This window comes from Bdellovibrio sp. HCB117 (assembly GCF_047305915.1).
Classification (GTDB): Bacteria; Bdellovibrionota; Bdellovibrionia; order Bdellovibrionales; family Bdellovibrionaceae; genus Bdellovibrio; species Bdellovibrio bacteriovorus_B.
This window is the reverse complement of record NZ_CP178622.1, coordinates 1,447,092-1,463,159: the sequence shown is the minus strand read 5'-3', so window position 1 is coordinate 1,463,159 and position 16,068 is coordinate 1,447,092. Positions and strand designations below refer to the sequence as shown.

Sequence of the window (16,068 nt, the reverse complement as noted above, 5' to 3'; positions counted from 1 at the left end):
CTTCCGAAACCTTAGTAGTGACAAGTTGAACAGTTGATCGGCGCTTTGTTTTCAGGCTGACGGTGGCAGTTCACACACCATCCCATTGAAAGGTCTGAAAACTGCTCTACCTTTTTCATTGTCTCGATAGGACCGTGACATGTTTGGCAGTTCACACCTTTAGCAATGTGCGCGTTGTGATTGAAGTGAACAAAGTCAGGAAGCATGTGAACGCGAACCCACTCTACAGAGCCGCCGCTATCATAAGCTTCACGAAGTTTTTGAATGCTTGGTTTGTCAGTTGCAACTTGAAGATGGCAATTCATACAAGTTGAAAGAGCCGGAATATTCGAATGCTTCGTTCTTTCCACTTGGTTGTGGCAATACTGACATTGAATTTTGTGAGTTCCCACGTGCAGAGAGTGATCGAAAGGAATCGGCTGTTCTGGAGCATATCCTTTATTGTAACCAAACCCAGGCTGGAATTTACAACCCGTGAGAAGTGTTGAAATCATGAGCGCGCTTAACAACGCGACTATATTGAAACCTCGATGCATAATCATCCTTCGCTTCTTGTTGCCAAAGACAAACGAATGCTGTCCTAATTTTAGTTTGCTCTTATTTAATGGTGGAAAAGTCCAGTTGTCCATATTCTTTTTGCAAGCATATTGAAAAAGAGGGAGACTTCGAACTTTTCCGCTCAATCCTTAAGCACCCGCCTCAACCGAAGTTTCAGCGGTCACCAACTTAGTTTGTTGTTTGTGTTGTCTGTTTTCCCCGACGTACTATGCCTACATAGATGACGAGAAGTATGTGTGCTGCTACGAATGCCGAGACATATTCGACTCCACCTGCACCAAAGCCGTACGAATGAAGCCCTGCGCCAAGGACAAAGTTCACTCCGTACCAAGCCATTATAACAAGCGAGAACGTGATCACCGCCGTAACAACCATACCGAAATTTTTGATGAATCCCGCATAGCGAGCATGCAGGACCGCTAGATAACCTAGCAAGGCAATCAACGCCCACGTCTCTTTAGGGTCCCAACCCCAAAAACGTCCCCAAGAATAGTCGGCCCAGATACCACCCAAGATAATTCCTGGAGCCAAGAACGCCACCCCGATTTGCATCGAACGATAGATTCCTGAAACAATCGCGCGAATTTCCTTTTGGAATTTTTCTTCGCCACGCAAGTAATAGATAAGACCGATGTCGGCTAAACCAAACGCTAAGAAAAACGCGGCGTAACTGATAGTGATAGTCATCACGTGGATCGTCAGCCAATAGTTGCTGCGCAAAACAGGTTCAAGTGGTTGAAGCGTTGGATCAAGAACCGCCGGAGCAAAATCCGCAATCACCAATCCAAAAGTCCCGACCAAAGTTCCCGCGACAAGAATCAAACGGAACTTGTAAATGATTTCCAATATCGCGGCAAACAGCACGGTTCCCCATGCGACCCACACGACCGTCTCATACATGTTCGTCACCGGCGCACGATCCATGATGTACATGCGCAGAACGAATCCGTAAGTGTTTAGAATGAAACCCAAACCGATAAAGACCCACGCCGCTTTCATCATGGATTCTTTTTTTAGCGTCCAGACTAAAAGAAGAACGATGAATGCTAAGAAGTAAAAGATGTAGGCCCAACGGAAAGGATGAAAACTGTTGTAGTGAACTTCCGCTTTAATCTTTGTCGCGTGATCGTAAAGCGCAGGATTATTTGCTTTCGCCGCTTCTTCAAAGGCCGCGACTTTCGCATCTAATTCTTTACCTGTCGCACTGGTATCAGAGGCCGCAGCCACAGCACCAATGTGATTCACAAAGGCTTTTGTGAAGTCCATGAACTGTTCTTGCATCGTCGCATCCATATCGGCGACAGAAATCCAAGCATCGCCTTCTTTCGGAGGAACGATCCTCAACATGCGGCCTGCCGCAATTTCTTGAAACACGAAGTACTGATTTTCCAGGCGTTGCAAAGCTTGGAAGTAAGGATTTAGTTTTTCTTTCGTGTCACGTTTTGCTTGCAACTCTTGACGAAGAAGATTGAAACGATCTCCAGCAAAAAGCTCTTCACCAGAAAAATAGCGTTGATCTTTTGGCAGATTCATCGAAGTTAAAACTTGGTGATTACGAACTTCGAAAATCTTCTTATCTTGCCACGCTTGCGGAGAAAGCATCCACGTCATGACGATTTCCGTCGCCGCCCGACCTTCATACTTCGTTTTTCCGTAAACGATTTCCAACATCTCGCGAGAGAAGCTGTCATAAGGTTTAATACGTCCACCATCCTGAACCGGCAGATATTTCAAAGCATCGCCATCTTTGGCGAAAGCCGAAACCGCCATGAATAAAGTCATGGCCACTAATAAGATCTTCTTCATGAATTCACCCCGTCGTCATTCTTTTGGGATTTGCGCGCAATTTTAAAATCCAGATGCTTAAACCACATAAGTAAAATAGTTCCCAAACTCAAAATCAAAGACCCTAGGTACTTTAAGAAACGACCAGGATCATGATTGACAGAAAACACAGAGGCCACCGGTTGACCATTGTCCTCTTGGAAGCTGGCTTGATAAATCGTAAGGCCTTTGTACTTCAATGGTTCGTTCATTGAAATCACATGCTCGCCGATATCTGGAACTTGCACTAAACTTTCGTACGCCATCGCACGCATGGTGCCTTGATAGTGGCTCACTTGAAACTTATTTAGTTTCAGAGGGAAACCGATATCAATGCGACGGTTTCCATACGTCAAAAGATAGACGGAGTTCGTGGTGAAAAGTTTCACCATATCGTTCAGAAGAACCCAGTTCTCTTTACCGTCAAAGATGATTTTAATTGCCGCCGTCGTCATTGGCGTGGGTCTTTCCAGGGTTTGAATATCCCAATCCTCTTTCGCCGTTGGAAGATAGCGCAGAACTCGGAACGACAAGGCCATTTTAAAGCCCGGATCAAAGACGTCCCCTTCTTTCACAAAACCTTTTTTCAAAGGCTTGTCAGAGTCTTTCTGGAAAACCACATAACGAAGACCGTCTTTTTCAGGAGTTAAAAAGATTTCGTTGGCACCACGCGGTTTTTCAGGCGCGGGACCTAAGTGAATTTGCGCGGGACCGAAATTATGTGACGTCAGATTGTTTGGTTTTTTTTGCACCAACCACTCGATCACATTCACGTTGGGATTTTGCAGTTGGAAGCGCAAACCCGCTCCGTTTTTTCCTTCATCGCCTGGCAAAACTTTTTTTGAAGGAATCACATATTTTTTGTAGTCGACGATACGAATTTCACCTTCGTAAGCCGGAATCACGTAAGGCTTTTTTTCAGAAGGAGGATTTCTGAAAAAATCCACTTCTTGTTCGAGAGTTTTTGAGTAGCGATCCCCATCAAAGGATGTGTAAACGACTAAATCGGTCTCGGAAGTTTGCACGAAGTTGTTGGTTTCACCAATCCCCACGCGCATTGATCCATCAAGGCCAAACTCCATCGTCAGATAAGCACCCGCCAAAAGAATGATGATACCGATGTGAGCAAGCACAAAAGCCGCGTGACGTTTTCTCCACGGAAAACGATCGAGCATGACCGCAATCAGGTTGATCACCAAAAGGCCCATGATCGTGTACATAAACCAGGTGTCGTACACAAGCTTGCGGGCCGCATACGCATCGTATTTGGCTTCAACAAAAGTTCCGACCGCCGTGATCACAGCAATTGAAAGAATGATGAAAACGGCCAGCTTCAAAGAAGCCAACGGACGGTTGTACTTTTTTATTGTCGACAGCAGTGATGAGTCCGCTTTTTTCAAAGAGAAAATCCTTATTGAAAGCCAGTAGTATTTCTTCACTGCTATCAATAATTTAAGTCGGCTTTGGTGACTACGCCTTTTTCCGTTCGACGCCCTACATTATGTGCATCAGATTGTTGCGGATGTAGCTCAAAGCAAACAGAACTTTCTCCTGAACTTTCTTCGCTTCTTCGGGTTTCAGCTTTTTGGTTTTTTCATCCATGTAAAGAGCGCGGTTCATCTCCACCTGCAGCGTATGCTGATCGCGACGAGGATCACCATACTGCTCTGTGACACGCCCACCAAAATACGGCCAATTGTAGCCGACTTTGAATCCAGCCGTCACATAAGCGGCTATGACCAAGTCTTTGAATCGCGGATCACAGCTTTTTCCTTTGCTATCACTGACGACGATGTCGGCGCGGTGTTCCCCTGGATCGCGATGTTCACTCGTCCCTACAGAGGGCATGCTGTGCGCATCAATGTGAAAGGTTTTTTTAAAACCCTTGGCGTGAAGATCTTGGTAAAGTTGACGAACGCCGGCATGGAAGGGTTCGTAAACGAGCTTTACCAGTTCGTTATGAGTTTCAACACTCATCGGCTCTTTCATCAATGCGTGCTTATAAGTCGTAATAACCCAGTGAAAGCCTCGATTGTGCATTCCCGCAGCATTGGCGTGCCCCACCACCGATGATGCGTCCACGTCGTCAGGGATGCGGTTTAAATCTGCCGCATAACGATGCCATTCTGTTTTCACCAAAGGGATGTGCAGTTTGTGTAAAGCGGGCTCATACAGAAAATCGACATAACGATCCACATCGCACATCAAAATTTCTTCCGGCAATGAATTCAACCATGGCGTCTGCGGCGGCACCTTTTCGCCCGAATGCGGAATTGTCACGATCAAAGGAACTTCATTTTCAGCCATGCTTTACTCCTTGTGCTTCCACCTTGACCTCTTTACAGGCATAGGCAAAACTTTAATAGAGGTTATTATGACGGACGCTCCGAAAGCAAAGATTTATACACGAACTGGTGACAAAGGAACGACAAGGCTTGTCGATGGCTCCTGCGTCGAAAAGTTCAATCCTCGTGTTGAAGCTTACGGAACGGTGGATGAGCTGAATAGTTTCATCGGAGTCGTGCGCTCTGCCATGGCTTCAGTACCCGAAGTGCAATCTTTGGATCACACCTTAGAAAAAATCCAAAACGAGCTTTTCAACATAGGAAGCCTTCTGGCGACGGAAAAAGATGAAGTGTTTAAAATGCTTCCGCCAATCACAGAAGAACAGATTCGCCATTTAGAAAAACAAATTGACGCTTTGACCGTAGAACTTCCCGAACTGCGTAACTTTATTTTGCCGGCCGGCCATATCGTCGCCTCTCACCTTCACGTGGCGCGCACGAGTTGCCGTCGCAGCGAAAGACGTTCCGCTGAAATTGCAGTGAAAGACGAGCGTTACGCTTCAGCCTTGCAGTATCTAAATCGTTTGAGCGATTATCTTTTTGTCGCTGCCCGATGGGTGAACCTAAAAACGGGCCATCACGATGTCCTTTGGAAGAAGACTTAATGAAGTTAGAGATTGCCAAGCCCGAAGATGCAGCCGCTCTGGCTGAATTCTATAAAACCTTTCCGACACGCGGCCTGCTTGAAATGAAAACCGATCGTGGTCAGGATTTTTTTGCGCCTTACGCGGTTCAATCCGATCAATATTTGACGTATCAACTGAAGGAAGAAGAAAAAATCGAAGGTATTGCCAGCTTCGTGGTACGGGATGTTCTTTTGAATAACAAAGTTCGCCCTGTGGCTTTCGGTCGGGATTTACGTATTTCTTCCAACCGCCGCGCCATTCTGGAATGGTCCCAACACTTTTTACCGGTGATGGAAGAAGTCTTTCATACTTTCGGATGTAAGCATCTAATTTCGGTTTTAAGTCTGAGCGATGCGCAAGCTTTGAATGCCTTCGTGCGACCACGCACGATGAAGCGTCCGCTACCGCATTACTATCTCTATCGTCGCTTTAATATGGTTTCGGTGCACGGAAAACTTCCGTGGGCTTCTGTTCCTTTGCCGCATTTGCGCATTCGTCGTGGCAGTGCTGCCAATGTCGATGCCTTGATTTACTATATCATTCAAAAATCTCGACAAAGAGATTTAGCGACGGTGTGGGATGCACAAAGCTTCCACGATAAATTGGAACGTTGGAAAGGCTTAAAGCTTGAAGACTTCCTGATTGCATTCGATAAAGACGACAATATCGTTGGCTGCGCGGCACCTTGGTCGGCAGGAGGAATGCAGGAATTTATTCCGATGTCCTACTCCCTGCGTGCTCATAATTTTCGTCAATTTTTGAAGTTCGGGAAAACCCTGGGTTGGACACGGACTCTGACGAAGCCTTATTCGCGTCTGAAAGTCGAAGCGGGATTGAATTTCAAATATCTGAATTTTCTTTTCGCTGATAATGGCGATATTTTTGAAAGTCTTTTATGGCGAGCTTACGATGAAGCCCATGAAAACGAATTTATCGTTTACAACCAAAGCCGCTCAGAATTCATCTATCGCCGCCCACGCAACTGGATTTCAGCGAAGATGCCTTTTGGGGTTTACGTACTTTTGATGCCGGATCAGGAACCGCCTGAATTCCTGCATCCGACGAACGAAAAATCCATCGAAATGGAACCGTTCTTTGCTCTTTAATCCTCAAGAGCGCTGGCGCGTTTTTGCTCGAGATAAGTCCGAAGAAAATACACCTGACCAAAATTGAAGATAATCAGCGTGAATTTCACAAGGAATGAAAATATCTGTTTGGAAACAGAAACGTCTTGGTAATTTAAAAGCTCACTACAGACTAAGAGCACCATACAGCCTGCGAAATTTGAAAAGACCACGGTGTGATCAATCTCTTCCAATAAGAACAGCGGAAATAGAACCACCAGTGCCAGGAAGATATTGATCTCTTTTCCGATCTCGGGAAAGAAAAAGACCTGCGCACTGCAAATCTGAGTCAGCACGCATAACACGATAACCGCGAGATAGTTTTTCTGTTTCAGGAAAAGGTAAGCCGAACCTAATTGACCTGCAGAGCACACTACGACAGCGAGGACAACCGCCCACAAATCAATTCCCATCGTCAGGTAATAAGAGCAAAACATCGTCGATACAATCCACTGAACAAGTGAAAAGTAAAAACCAATCCTGTTTTGCGCGGCCATAGCCGTGGCTTTAACGGAATTTTCTTTTTCTTTAGCTGAAGTGAAATACATAAAACTGACTTAAGCCCCTCTAAAAAACATCATCCCATCATAGGAGTAAAGAAAGCTAAGTAGTGTTTCGATTATGCAATCTTCAGAAGCCCTGGCTAATTTTTGGCACCCTGACTAAAGTTTCCGCTGTCATAGAGATCTTAAGCGCAATGAGGTCGGCCTCATGTTTGCTCTTTTCGATGATATGTTTTCAATGTTTTCAGACTGTCTCATTTTGAAACGTTCTGCGAGAGCTTTGCTCCTCGCAATTCTCCTCTTTTCGGGAGCTACGTTCGCTCAAGAGGCTGTCCAGATTGATCCGGGAAATCAAAAGCTTTCTTCTGCGGATCGCATCGCTAACATTCTTATTAATTCTTTACCTGAATCCGGCGTAAAAAAAGGCCTGCAACGCTACTATGAAATCATCAACCCCAGCGCCTATGAGGCTGATGCCGAAGTGGCCTTCAGTAATTCCGGTTTAAGTCTGTACTTCGCTCGTCAATTCAAAGGCAATGCTTGCTTTGCTGAAAAGACCTTGCGCTTTTATCACGATATAAGATCCAACACGAAAAACACCCAAAGACCAGATCCGCAAATGCAACGCCACAGTCGAACTTCTTTAGGTGATACGGCTGGCGGAACACGCAAAGACCTACCTGCAGGATGGCTCTTCCAAAAAGCTCTGACTTTTACAAAAGGAAACCCGAACGCCGCTTTAAGCTTGATCGGGATTTGTGGGCACGATGATATTGCTCAAGGAACGGCCTTCAATCAAGAGGCCGAAGACAAACTTTTGGCGCAAGGCTATAAATGGGAGGATCTCTATTTAGATCCCGATACGACGGGCGAAGAAGAAACTTTTTGTCCTCCCCGTGAGTCCGATTTTTATATCGCGCGCTCTTTATCGAAAAAATCCGATATTAGTGACAGTTTAAAACGTCGTATTTTAGACGTTCAATATCCCGGCAAAAAAGCAGAACAAATCGCCTCTAAAAACTATCACGTTCTGGGTGCTGCCTTTATGACGTGTCAGATGATTGAAGCAGGCTTAAATCCCTATCTGGCTATTCAAGTAGAAACCACGGCCGCGAATCTGTATCGCGGAATCCGCTTGTGTCAAAACATTGAAGCTCCGGCAAGCCTCTTCTGGAAACTTCAAAAAATGCCGGAATTACTACGTCGTCCTCACTCCTACACCTTTGAACAAGCCGTGATCCGCAAGGCTTTAGATCGCGGTACAAATAAAGAATGCACGATGAAAAAGGTCGAAACAGATCCTTTGTGTGAACTGCTCTATAAAGTGGGATCGGGATTTGACTTAACGTCGCCTCGTGCGGCGGCCCGCGCCGAAGAACAGCTCAATAAGTATCTGGATATGATGATCCCCAGTGGAGTCTACACTTCTTGGAATATCACTGGAAAAGTCGCGGGCATCAGCATTCCTTGCACGCGCGACCAACTCTTTGGCCCTCATCCATTTATGAAATGGCTCGTGGGACAAGGCCATTTGCCCTTAAATATCTGCGGAAAAGGACTGTCTTTAGAAAGCTGTCGCAAAGCTTTAAACACTTTGCGTACTTGGGAAGTGGATTTTGACTGGACGGTTTCTCAGCACTTAGCAGGAGCGCAATTCGCCGCGGGCGTTTGCCAACCCCTGCCTCAAGGAAAATCTTCTTTTCAAAACTTCTGCGACTAAGCGGACTTTTTAAGGCCCGTCAAAGTTTCTAAATGCACAATCGTCTCTGTCAGACCTTCGGTTGATTCATTCAAGCTGGACGCCGCCTGAGAAATCGTCTCTGAAGAAGCCGCGTTAGTTTGAGTCGCTTGATCAAGTTGATTCATGGCTTGAGTGATCTGTCCTACACCCGTGCTTTGCTCAACACTCGCTGTCGCGATTTCATCATTCAATGCCGCCACTTTATTAACAGAATCCACGATGCGCTTTAAAACTTCGTGACTGGAATCTGCGACCTTCTGACCATTTTCCACTTGAGCAACGCTTTCAGAAATAAGATCGGAAATCTCTTTCGCCGAAGTCGCACTTCTTTGTGCCAAGGCTCGAACCGCGTCCGCAACAACGGCAAAGCCCTTTCCTTGCTCACCCGCACGAGCTGCTTCAACTGCCGCATTCAGCGCTAATAAGTTGGTCTGAAAGGCAATATCATCAATCACGTTGATAATATCTTCGATTTTCTTTGATGACGACGCGATTTCATTCATCGAGTTCATCAACGATGCGATTTCTCGTGAACCCTCTTCTGCCGAAATCTTAGATGTCTGTGATAATTCTGAAGCTGACTTCGCGTTATCAGCATTCAGTTTAATCATGCTGGATAACTCTTCCAAGGAAGCCACGGTTTCTTCTAATGAAGCTGCTGATTCAGTTGAAGCCGCAGACAAATCCGAACTTGAAGAAGATAAGTTTGAAACGAGGTCACGAATCTTTCCATAAGCTTTAGATAAAGCCTCTGTCTGCAGACGAATACCTTGCTTTAAAGCATGTGACGACATGAACATCGAAAAGGAAAGACCGATAATCATCAGCGCGACACTGGCCATACCTATTTGAGCAAAACGCAACGCTTTTTCAACCGCTCCGTCTGTGCGGACCTGCAATTCTTTCTCAAATTGATTGATGGGCTCGCCAATCGTCACTAAGAATTTATGATAAGCTTCATCATGCATGAGTTTACGCGCCAACTCTAAATCAGGCTCTTTATGAACAGTGAATTTACCGGAAGCATCTTGAAAAAGGCCTTTCGCCGCGTTCATGGCGATAGTTTCAGTCACCACCAGATCGTTGGAACGCTTTTGCGCCTCTGCCAGCAAAGCAAATTCTTTGTCTGTAAAGCCCGCTTCTTTCATAAGCTGCGTCGATGAAACTTTTCTGCCATCAGGACGCGCCATCTCGCCATTACGAACTGCAATGATGTCGAAATATTCTTTTTCGTACTTTTCATCGCCGGTAACCACAAAGGTACGAGCTGTCCTAGTTAAATTCGCAGAGTCATCGCGCATCTGTTGCGCTAACTGAATAGACACGAATTTCGATGCATGAGCGGCGTCGAGCTCTTTTTGGTAGTAATAAGCGCTTCCGATACAGATATAAAGTGCGATCACCAATCCGAAGGACAGGAAGTTGAAAAAACGTACCTTGGCGAAAACATTCATTGTGAGAACCTCTTGTGAGAATTATTTGGGAAGCTCTTCGGATCCCAAATTTTTCTCTAAAGCAGGTGTTTTTGTTTACTCACGTTAGATAAGAGGCATTTCGTTGCTAGTCACGGCTTCGCGCACTTGCGGCCAGAACCAGTCAAGCTGTGGATCCGACGCAATAACATCCTTAATCAGGACTTTGATATCGCTTCGGTTTGAGATTTCTCGGCGCAGCCAGATTTCAATTTCGTCGTAACCTGGGCCGATGATCGTGATTTCTACATGACTTAAAAAATGAAGCAGATGAAGGTCCTGGGTCGCCACATCCTGACCCGCGGACTTCGCGCGGATGAAGTTTAAGACCTCGTTTTTGATATCAGAAAAATTACGATGATTGATTCGGCGAAGAATAAGATCGGCGCGATGATCACGGTTGATCCATCGTTGATGCAGACCTCTTTGTACTAAATTAATCAGGAAGTTGCGCAATACCGAAGACACCTGACGAAAATCTTCGTCCGGTAATCCCATCACCTGCATCAAATCTACGTAGCGAGCCTGTTCCTGGCCGCGACGAAGAGAGGTGAGGACTTCAGGAATTCGTAAAACCGATTCGCGAATACCCTGAAGATCAATTCCTGCTCCATCCGTGAAGTAGAGAATTCTCATATCCTTATCATGACCTATCTTTTCGAAATGTGTGTAGGTTTTTAAGCATTCAAGACCATGGTCCAGCTTGTATTTTTTCGTGCAGACCCCCCGCCTTTTTGATAGGATGGATCGAGGCCCAAGGACTAGGTCTCGGCAAATTATGCCGGTATAAAACAAAGGATTGTGCAACTGTGATTTCACGTAACCCGAAGAATCAACGCCCCCCTTTTGAAAGATTATATTCCTATATTCTTTTTGCGTTTGTCGGTTATTGCATCGCAGACCTCGCCATTCTGGCTTATCGCGACCGCATGTTGCCTCAATCCGCCCCTGCGGCTCGCCCCAAACCGCCGGCAGCTGACATGTCTGTCAGTCGCGGCGCTTACAACACCATTACGACACGCAATATGTTTGCCTCCAACGGACAAATTCCTGAGCCCTTGGTGGATAAGTCCAAAGGTGCCGAAGCGCAGAAAGAAGCCGATCCGGTTCCATCACAATTGCCTCTGACTTTGATTGGCACCTTGGTGCATTCAAACCCTGATAAATCCTTGGCCGCTATTGATGTGCGCGGAAAAAACCAAGTTGTCTCTTACAGTCCCGGAAAAGAAATTGAAGGCATGGCTTCTATTATTCGTGTAGAGCGCCAAAAAGTTATTTTCCGCAATCTCAATTCCAATCGTTTGGAATATATTGAGATGAAAAAAGACGCTGGCAAAGTGGCTTTCGGCGCGGGTCGCCCGGCGGCCGCTGGAGGCAAAGAAGTTCAATCTGTCGGCAACAACAATTTCGTCATCAAACGTGCTGATTTATTGAAATACACAAATGATCTTTCCAGCATCTTGATGCAAGCGCGCGCGGTTCCTAATCGTGAACCTGGAACCGGCGCGATTAATGGCTTCCGTCTTTTAGACATGCAACCCGGCAGTATTTACGAGCAACTGGGTTTGCAGCGTATGGACGTGATTAAGTCTGTTGACGGAACTCCTGTCGACAGTCCGGCGAAAGCCATGGAACTTTATAATACATTGAAAAATTCACCGAAAGTGTCTTTGCAAATTGAGCGCAACGGTAAAACGGAGACGATGACTTACAATATTCAATAAGATCTCCGCGAAAGATATAGCAACTGGATTTTACAACTCCTCAAGGAGAGGATATATGAAAAAGACTGTCAGCATAGGACTTGCTTCACTGATGACCGCACAGCTCGTCGGCCCTGCCGCGAATGCGCAGTTTGAGGACTTCCCGCCTCCACCGCCACCACCGTCTTCGGATTTTAGTGACGATTCAGGCTTTCCTCCTCCACCAGCTAATAATGATGCTTTTTCTGCCCCTTCACTTCCAAGCAATGGCCCGAGTGCGGGCGGTTCTCGTGGCGGTGGAAATGCCGCGGGTGGCATGGATGTGCTTAGCAAGAATGCCCGCGATAAATTTGCGAAAGCTCCTATTGAAGATATCAACAGTCAAAATTTTCCTGAGACGATTGAGTCCTTCGATTTCCCGAATGTGGAAATCACAGATCTGATCAAAGCTATCGGTGAATTGACGGGTAAGAACTTTATCATTGATCCGGGCGTGCGCGGAAAGATCACGATCACAGCTCCAAGTAAGATCACAGTGGCGGAAGCTTATAAGGCTTTCTTGTCAGCACTTGCAATCAATGGTTTTACGGTGGTTCCTTCGGGCAGCTTCTTAAAAGTAAAATCAGCAAGAAATGCGCAACGTGATAATATCGAGACGTTCTCGGGCGCTTACTATCCGAACAGCGATCAGATGATCACTCGTATCATCCACTTGAAACATATTTCAGCCGCTCAAGTAAATAGAGACCTTCGCATCCTTCCTTCTAAAGATGGTGAGATGAATATTTACGAGCCGACAAACTCGATCATCATTTCGGACTACGGTTCTAACATTGATCGCGTGATGAAAATCATCAGTCAGTTGGACGTTCCGGGATTTGAAGAACAACTTGAAGTTATTCCTATTAAGTACGCAAAAGCGAAAGACTTGGCAGACCTGGTAGATAAGATCGTCAATAAAGGGAATAAAACTCAAGGTTCAGCTCCAGGGACATTCTCCGCGGGCGTTCCAAGATTCTCTCGTTCCGCGGGAGCTTCTAGCCAACAAGGTGCAAGTTTCTTTATGGCGATTCCAGATGATCGCACAAACTCGATCATCGTTGTCGGCAATAAATCCGGCATCGTTCGTATTAAAAAATTGATCTCTCAGCTTGATTTCAAAATCCGTCCTGAAGAATCTGGCGGCGTTTACGTATACCACGTGAAAAACGGTGATGCGGAAAAATTGGCGCAAACTCTTCAAGGTGTGACGAAGGATGCAGCTCCAAAACCTCAAACAGGTGGCAGCTTGTTATCTCCTATCGGCGCTGGCGGTCAAATGCAGGCTCCGCAAGAGATCTTCGGTGGCGATGTTAAAATCGTCGGCGATAAAACAACAAACAGCCTTATTATCACAGCTAGTAAACAAGACTACGAAGTGGTTCTAAGTCTTTTAAACAAAATCGATACTCCTCGTGACCAAGTTTTCGTTGAAGCTATCATCATGGAGATGAGCGCGAACGACGGTAATACTTGGGGCGTGGGTTACTATAAGTACGGTGATACAGGTTATGGTAAAGTCGGCTTCAACGGCGGTCTGGATATCAACAGCTTGCTAAGCCCAACAGGTGGTGCGGGTGCCGTGATCGGCTTCGGTCAAGGTGATGTGGTTGAAGTGACGGATCCTGTTTCTAAATCAACGATCAAGATTCCGAACTTAGTTGGTTTCATCAACTTCTTGAAAACAACTAAAAAAGCCAACATCCTTTCGACTCCAACATTGATGACTTTGGACAATCAAGAGGGCGAACTAGAAGTCGGTGATAAAGTCGTGACAGGCTCAACAACAACGACACCAACAAATGGCTCTCCGATCACGACGCCAACGTTTGAAGATGCGACGATCAAATTGACGCTGAAGCCTTATATCAGCCCAGCGACAAATCAAATCCGCATGGAAATCAAACAGCAAGTGTCACAGCTTTCTACGGCAAGTACTCCGAAGGCGTTCCAAGATTCAACTCAGCCTTTGGCGAAGCGCTCGATCAAAACTGTGATCAACGTGAATAACGGCGACACAGCGATTCTGGGTGGTTTGATGAAAGAACAAGACATTGAATCTATCAGCAAGGTTCCTCTTCTCGGCGACATCCCTATTTTGGGTTGGTTGTTCAAGTCCCGCACGATTTCGAAAGATAAAACGAATATGGTTGTGTTCTTGACTCCGAAAATCGTGAAAAACTCTGCAGATACGAATGCTATTACAAATAGAACGCTGGATGAACGTATTGATTTCATCAAAGCTCAGGGCGGAGTCGATCCTTATGGTAAAAAGATGGATGCGATTCATCAGAAGGCGCGTGCGGGCCTGAATGGCAATAACAACGCCGTCCCTCCTGAAACATCCCAACCTGTAATTGAAGAGGAATAAGAAAACATGGCCTCCGTGGATATTCAAACGATACTGTCAAAAGCGACCTCCCTGTCACAGGACCAAATCCGTTCTGTGCTTAACAATCCCTCGGTGGTGAGACCCGTCACCGTGGGTGAGGCCTTGGCAGCGAAAGAATTTTCCACGGCGGATGAAGTGGTCGCCGATTTGTGTAAGGAATTGGGCTTGGATTTTATCCGCGACATTCCTGTCAGTGATATCGCCGTCGACTTGATCCGTGATCTTCCTATCAACTACGCAAAACAACACAATGTTCTGCCTTACAAGGAAGAATCCGAGACACTGATTGCTTTAACCAGCAATCCGGTGAATCTGAAAGCGCTTGATGATTTGAAAGTTCTTTTCGGTAAGCGCGTTCGTCCCCTAGTGACAACGACAAGTCGTATTCAAGATGCGATCAATAAAGTTTACGAAAAAAGCACAGCGAATCTTTCGGGCCTAGATGAAATTGAAGAAGAAGATTACGACCTCGACGACCCTATCGTCGATCTTCTTGAAGCCGGCGAAGATGATGCGCCGGTGATCAAGATGGTGAACAGTCTTCTGTTCCGTGCCGTGAAAGAAAAAGCTTCTGATATCCATATCGAACCTTATGAAAAAGACATGGTCGTGCGCTTTCGCATGGACGGTATTTTGTTCGACGTCTTTAAACCACCTAAGAAACTTCAAAACGCGATCACGTCCCGTATCAAAGTTATGGCGAACTTAAACATCGCGGAGAAACGTCTGCCGCAAGACGGTCGTATTCCTTTGAAAGTCGGCGGTAAAGATATCGATATCCGTCTTTCAACGGTGCCGACGGCTCACGGTGAGCGTCTGGTGATGCGTATTCAAGATAGATCGAGCATCGTTCTAGAACTTCAACAACTCGGTTTTTCGACAGAGAACTTAGATCGTTTGGATGATCTTTTAGCGCGCTCTTACGGGATCTTTCTGGTCACGGGTCCTACGGGTTCCGGTAAGTCGACGACTTTGTATGGAGCTCTTTCAAAATTAAATAAACCTGACGTAAACATTCTGACCGTCGAAGATCCGGTGGAGCAACGTATCCATGGGATTGGTCAGGTGCAAGTGAACTCTAAAATCGGATTAACATTCGCTGCGGGATTAAGATCTTTCCTTCGTCAAGACCCTGACATCATCATGGTCGGTGAGATTCGTGACTTGGAAACAGCCGAACTTGCGATCCAAGCGTCATTAACAGGTCACTTGGTTTTATCTACTCTGCACACGAATGACTCTGCCGGTGCCTTCCCCCGCTTGATTGACTTCGGCGTGGAGCCTTTCTTGATCGCAACATCGATTCAAGGTGTTGTCGCTCAACGTCTGGTGCGTGTTCTTTGCCCGCATTGTAAAGCACCTTATGAACCTTCTGACTTTGAATTGCAAACTATCGGCGTCACCCGTGAAGAAGCTAAAAATTCGCACATCTGCCGCGCGATGGGTTGCAATCACTGTGGTCAAAAAGGTTACTCAGGCCGTACGACGATCAGTGAGCTTTTGATTGTCACTGACGACGTTCGCTCTTTGATCATGCAGCGTAAAGACGGTAACTCAATTAAGAAGCAAGCTGTCGCCAACGGTATGAAAACCTTCCGCGATCACGGGGTCCAAAAGGTCCTTGCGGGAATTACGACTATTGAAGAACTTGCTTCCAATACGCAATTGGATATTTAACGGCGGAAGCCGTCAGAGCCGAAGCGCCTTCGGGCGCGCAGGCTGAAGCAGGGCCGCGAGGTCG

13 protein-coding genes are annotated in these 16,068 nt (G+C 46.1%); 6 read left to right on the top strand and 7 right to left on the bottom strand.

Annotated elements, in window-relative coordinates; genetic code table 11:
* Positions 1-11: 11 nt before the first annotated feature.
* The 4 genes from ACLWBD_RS06975 to ACLWBD_RS06960 form a co-directional block, all read right to left on the bottom strand.
* Positions 12-542 (bottom strand): cytochrome c3 family protein, encoded by a 531-nt coding sequence (locus tag ACLWBD_RS06975; protein ID WP_063208232.1) that lies wholly within the window; start codon positions 540-542, stop codon positions 12-14.
* Between the two features lie 184 nt (positions 543-726).
* The gene (locus ACLWBD_RS06970; RefSeq protein WP_413570246.1) at positions 727-2,364 is read right to left on the bottom strand and encodes a cytochrome c biogenesis protein; all 1,638 of its coding nucleotides are present in this window, start codon (positions 2,362-2,364) and stop codon (positions 727-729) included.
* A complete protein-coding gene (locus ACLWBD_RS06965) occupies positions 2,361-3,782 on the bottom strand; it encodes a cytochrome c biogenesis protein ResB (RefSeq protein ID WP_413570243.1) in 1,422 nt (473 codons plus the stop codon). The genes ACLWBD_RS06970 and ACLWBD_RS06965 overlap by 4 nt, the downstream gene beginning before the upstream one ends.
* 94 nt (positions 3,783-3,876) lie before the next feature.
* Positions 3,877-4,689, bottom strand: coding sequence for an N-formylglutamate amidohydrolase (locus ACLWBD_RS06960; RefSeq protein ID WP_373999432.1), 813 nt, complete (start codon positions 4,687-4,689; stop codon positions 3,877-3,879).
* 67 nt (positions 4,690-4,756) lie between these two features.
* On the opposite strand from ACLWBD_RS06960, the gene ACLWBD_RS06955 reads away from it, so the two are divergent.
* Positions 4,757-5,332 (top strand): cob(I)yrinic acid a,c-diamide adenosyltransferase, encoded by a 576-nt coding sequence (locus ACLWBD_RS06955; protein ID WP_413570241.1) that lies wholly within the window; start codon positions 4,757-4,759, stop codon positions 5,330-5,332.
* Positions 5,332-6,459 carry a hypothetical protein gene (locus ACLWBD_RS06950; RefSeq protein ID WP_413570239.1) on the top strand — a complete coding sequence of 376 codons (1,128 nt, stop codon included), beginning with the start codon at positions 5,332-5,334 and terminating at the stop codon, positions 6,457-6,459. The genes ACLWBD_RS06955 and ACLWBD_RS06950 overlap by 1 nt, the downstream gene beginning before the upstream one ends.
* Here the strand turns inward: ACLWBD_RS06950 and ACLWBD_RS06945 are convergent.
* Positions 6,456-7,025 carry a hypothetical protein gene (locus ACLWBD_RS06945; protein ID WP_413570237.1) on the bottom strand — a complete coding sequence of 190 codons (570 nt, stop codon included), beginning with the start codon at positions 7,023-7,025 and terminating at the stop codon, positions 6,456-6,458. The two genes, ACLWBD_RS06950 and ACLWBD_RS06945, sit on opposite strands and share 4 nt — an antisense overlap.
* Before the next feature lie 163 nt (positions 7,026-7,188).
* Between ACLWBD_RS06945 and ACLWBD_RS06940 the strand changes: the two genes are divergently transcribed.
* Positions 7,189-8,700, top strand: a complete 1,512-nt coding sequence (locus ACLWBD_RS06940; protein ID WP_413570235.1) for a hypothetical protein — start codon at positions 7,189-7,191, stop codon at positions 8,698-8,700.
* Here the strand turns inward: ACLWBD_RS06940 and ACLWBD_RS06935 are convergent.
* Both ACLWBD_RS06935 and ACLWBD_RS06930 read right to left on the bottom strand, forming a co-directional pair.
* Entirely contained in the window at positions 8,697-10,175 is a 1,479-nt protein-coding gene (locus ACLWBD_RS06935) for a methyl-accepting chemotaxis protein (protein ID WP_413570234.1), read from the bottom strand. The two genes, ACLWBD_RS06940 and ACLWBD_RS06935, sit on opposite strands and share 4 nt — an antisense overlap.
* 84 nt (positions 10,176-10,259) lie before the next feature.
* Positions 10,260-10,829: a hypothetical protein gene (locus ACLWBD_RS06930; RefSeq protein WP_413570232.1), complete on the bottom strand. Its 570-nt coding sequence runs from the start codon at positions 10,827-10,829 to the stop codon at positions 10,260-10,262.
* A 173-nt stretch (positions 10,830-11,002) separates the two neighbouring features.
* Between ACLWBD_RS06930 and gspC the strand changes: the two genes are divergently transcribed.
* The 3 genes from gspC to gspE all read left to right on the top strand — a co-directional run bounded on the left by gspC (position 11,003) and on the right by gspE (position 16,004).
* Positions 11,003-11,917: a type II secretion system protein GspC gene (gspC, locus tag ACLWBD_RS06925; RefSeq protein WP_063208258.1), complete on the top strand. Its 915-nt coding sequence runs from the start codon at positions 11,003-11,005 to the stop codon at positions 11,915-11,917.
* A gap of 55 nt (positions 11,918-11,972) precedes the next feature.
* Entirely contained in the window at positions 11,973-14,306 is a 2,334-nt protein-coding gene (gene gspD, locus ACLWBD_RS06920) for a type II secretion system secretin GspD (RefSeq protein ID WP_413570230.1), read from the top strand.
* A 75-nt stretch (positions 14,307-14,381) separates the two neighbouring features.
* On the top strand, positions 14,382-16,004 hold the full coding sequence (gene gspE, locus ACLWBD_RS06915) for a type II secretion system ATPase GspE (protein ID WP_413570229.1): 1,623 nt from the start codon (positions 14,382-14,384) through the stop codon (positions 16,002-16,004).
* Positions 16,005-16,068: the final 64 nt, after the last annotated feature.

Excerpts from the sequence above, each read along its gene's own strand:
- ACLWBD_RS06970 (WP_413570246.1), bottom strand. The coding sequence starts at position 2,364 with ATGAAGAAGATCTTATTAGTGGCCATGACTTTATTCATGGCGGTTTCG.
- ACLWBD_RS06935 (WP_413570234.1), bottom strand. The coding sequence starts at position 10,175 with ATGAATGTTTTCGCCAAGGTACGTTTTTTCAACTTCCTGTCCTTCGGA.
- ACLWBD_RS06955 (WP_413570241.1), top strand. The coding sequence starts at position 4,757 with ATGACGGACGCTCCGAAAGCAAAGATTTATACACGAACTGGTGACAAA.
- ACLWBD_RS06930 (WP_413570232.1), bottom strand. The coding sequence starts at position 10,829 with ATGAGAATTCTCTACTTCACGGATGGAGCAGGAATTGATCTTCAGGGT.
- ACLWBD_RS06950 (WP_413570239.1), top strand. The coding sequence starts at position 5,332 with ATGAAGTTAGAGATTGCCAAGCCCGAAGATGCAGCCGCTCTGGCTGAA.
- ACLWBD_RS06940 (WP_413570235.1), top strand. The coding sequence starts at position 7,189 with ATGTTTGCTCTTTTCGATGATATGTTTTCAATGTTTTCAGACTGTCTC.
- gspD (WP_413570230.1), top strand. The coding sequence starts at position 11,973 with ATGAAAAAGACTGTCAGCATAGGACTTGCTTCACTGATGACCGCACAG.
- ACLWBD_RS06975 (WP_063208232.1), bottom strand. The coding sequence starts at position 542 with ATGATTATGCATCGAGGTTTCAATATAGTCGCGTTGTTAAGCGCGCTC.
- ACLWBD_RS06960 (WP_373999432.1), bottom strand. The coding sequence starts at position 4,689 with ATGGCTGAAAATGAAGTTCCTTTGATCGTGACAATTCCGCATTCGGGC.
- ACLWBD_RS06945 (WP_413570237.1), bottom strand. The coding sequence starts at position 7,025 with ATGTATTTCACTTCAGCTAAAGAAAAAGAAAATTCCGTTAAAGCCACG.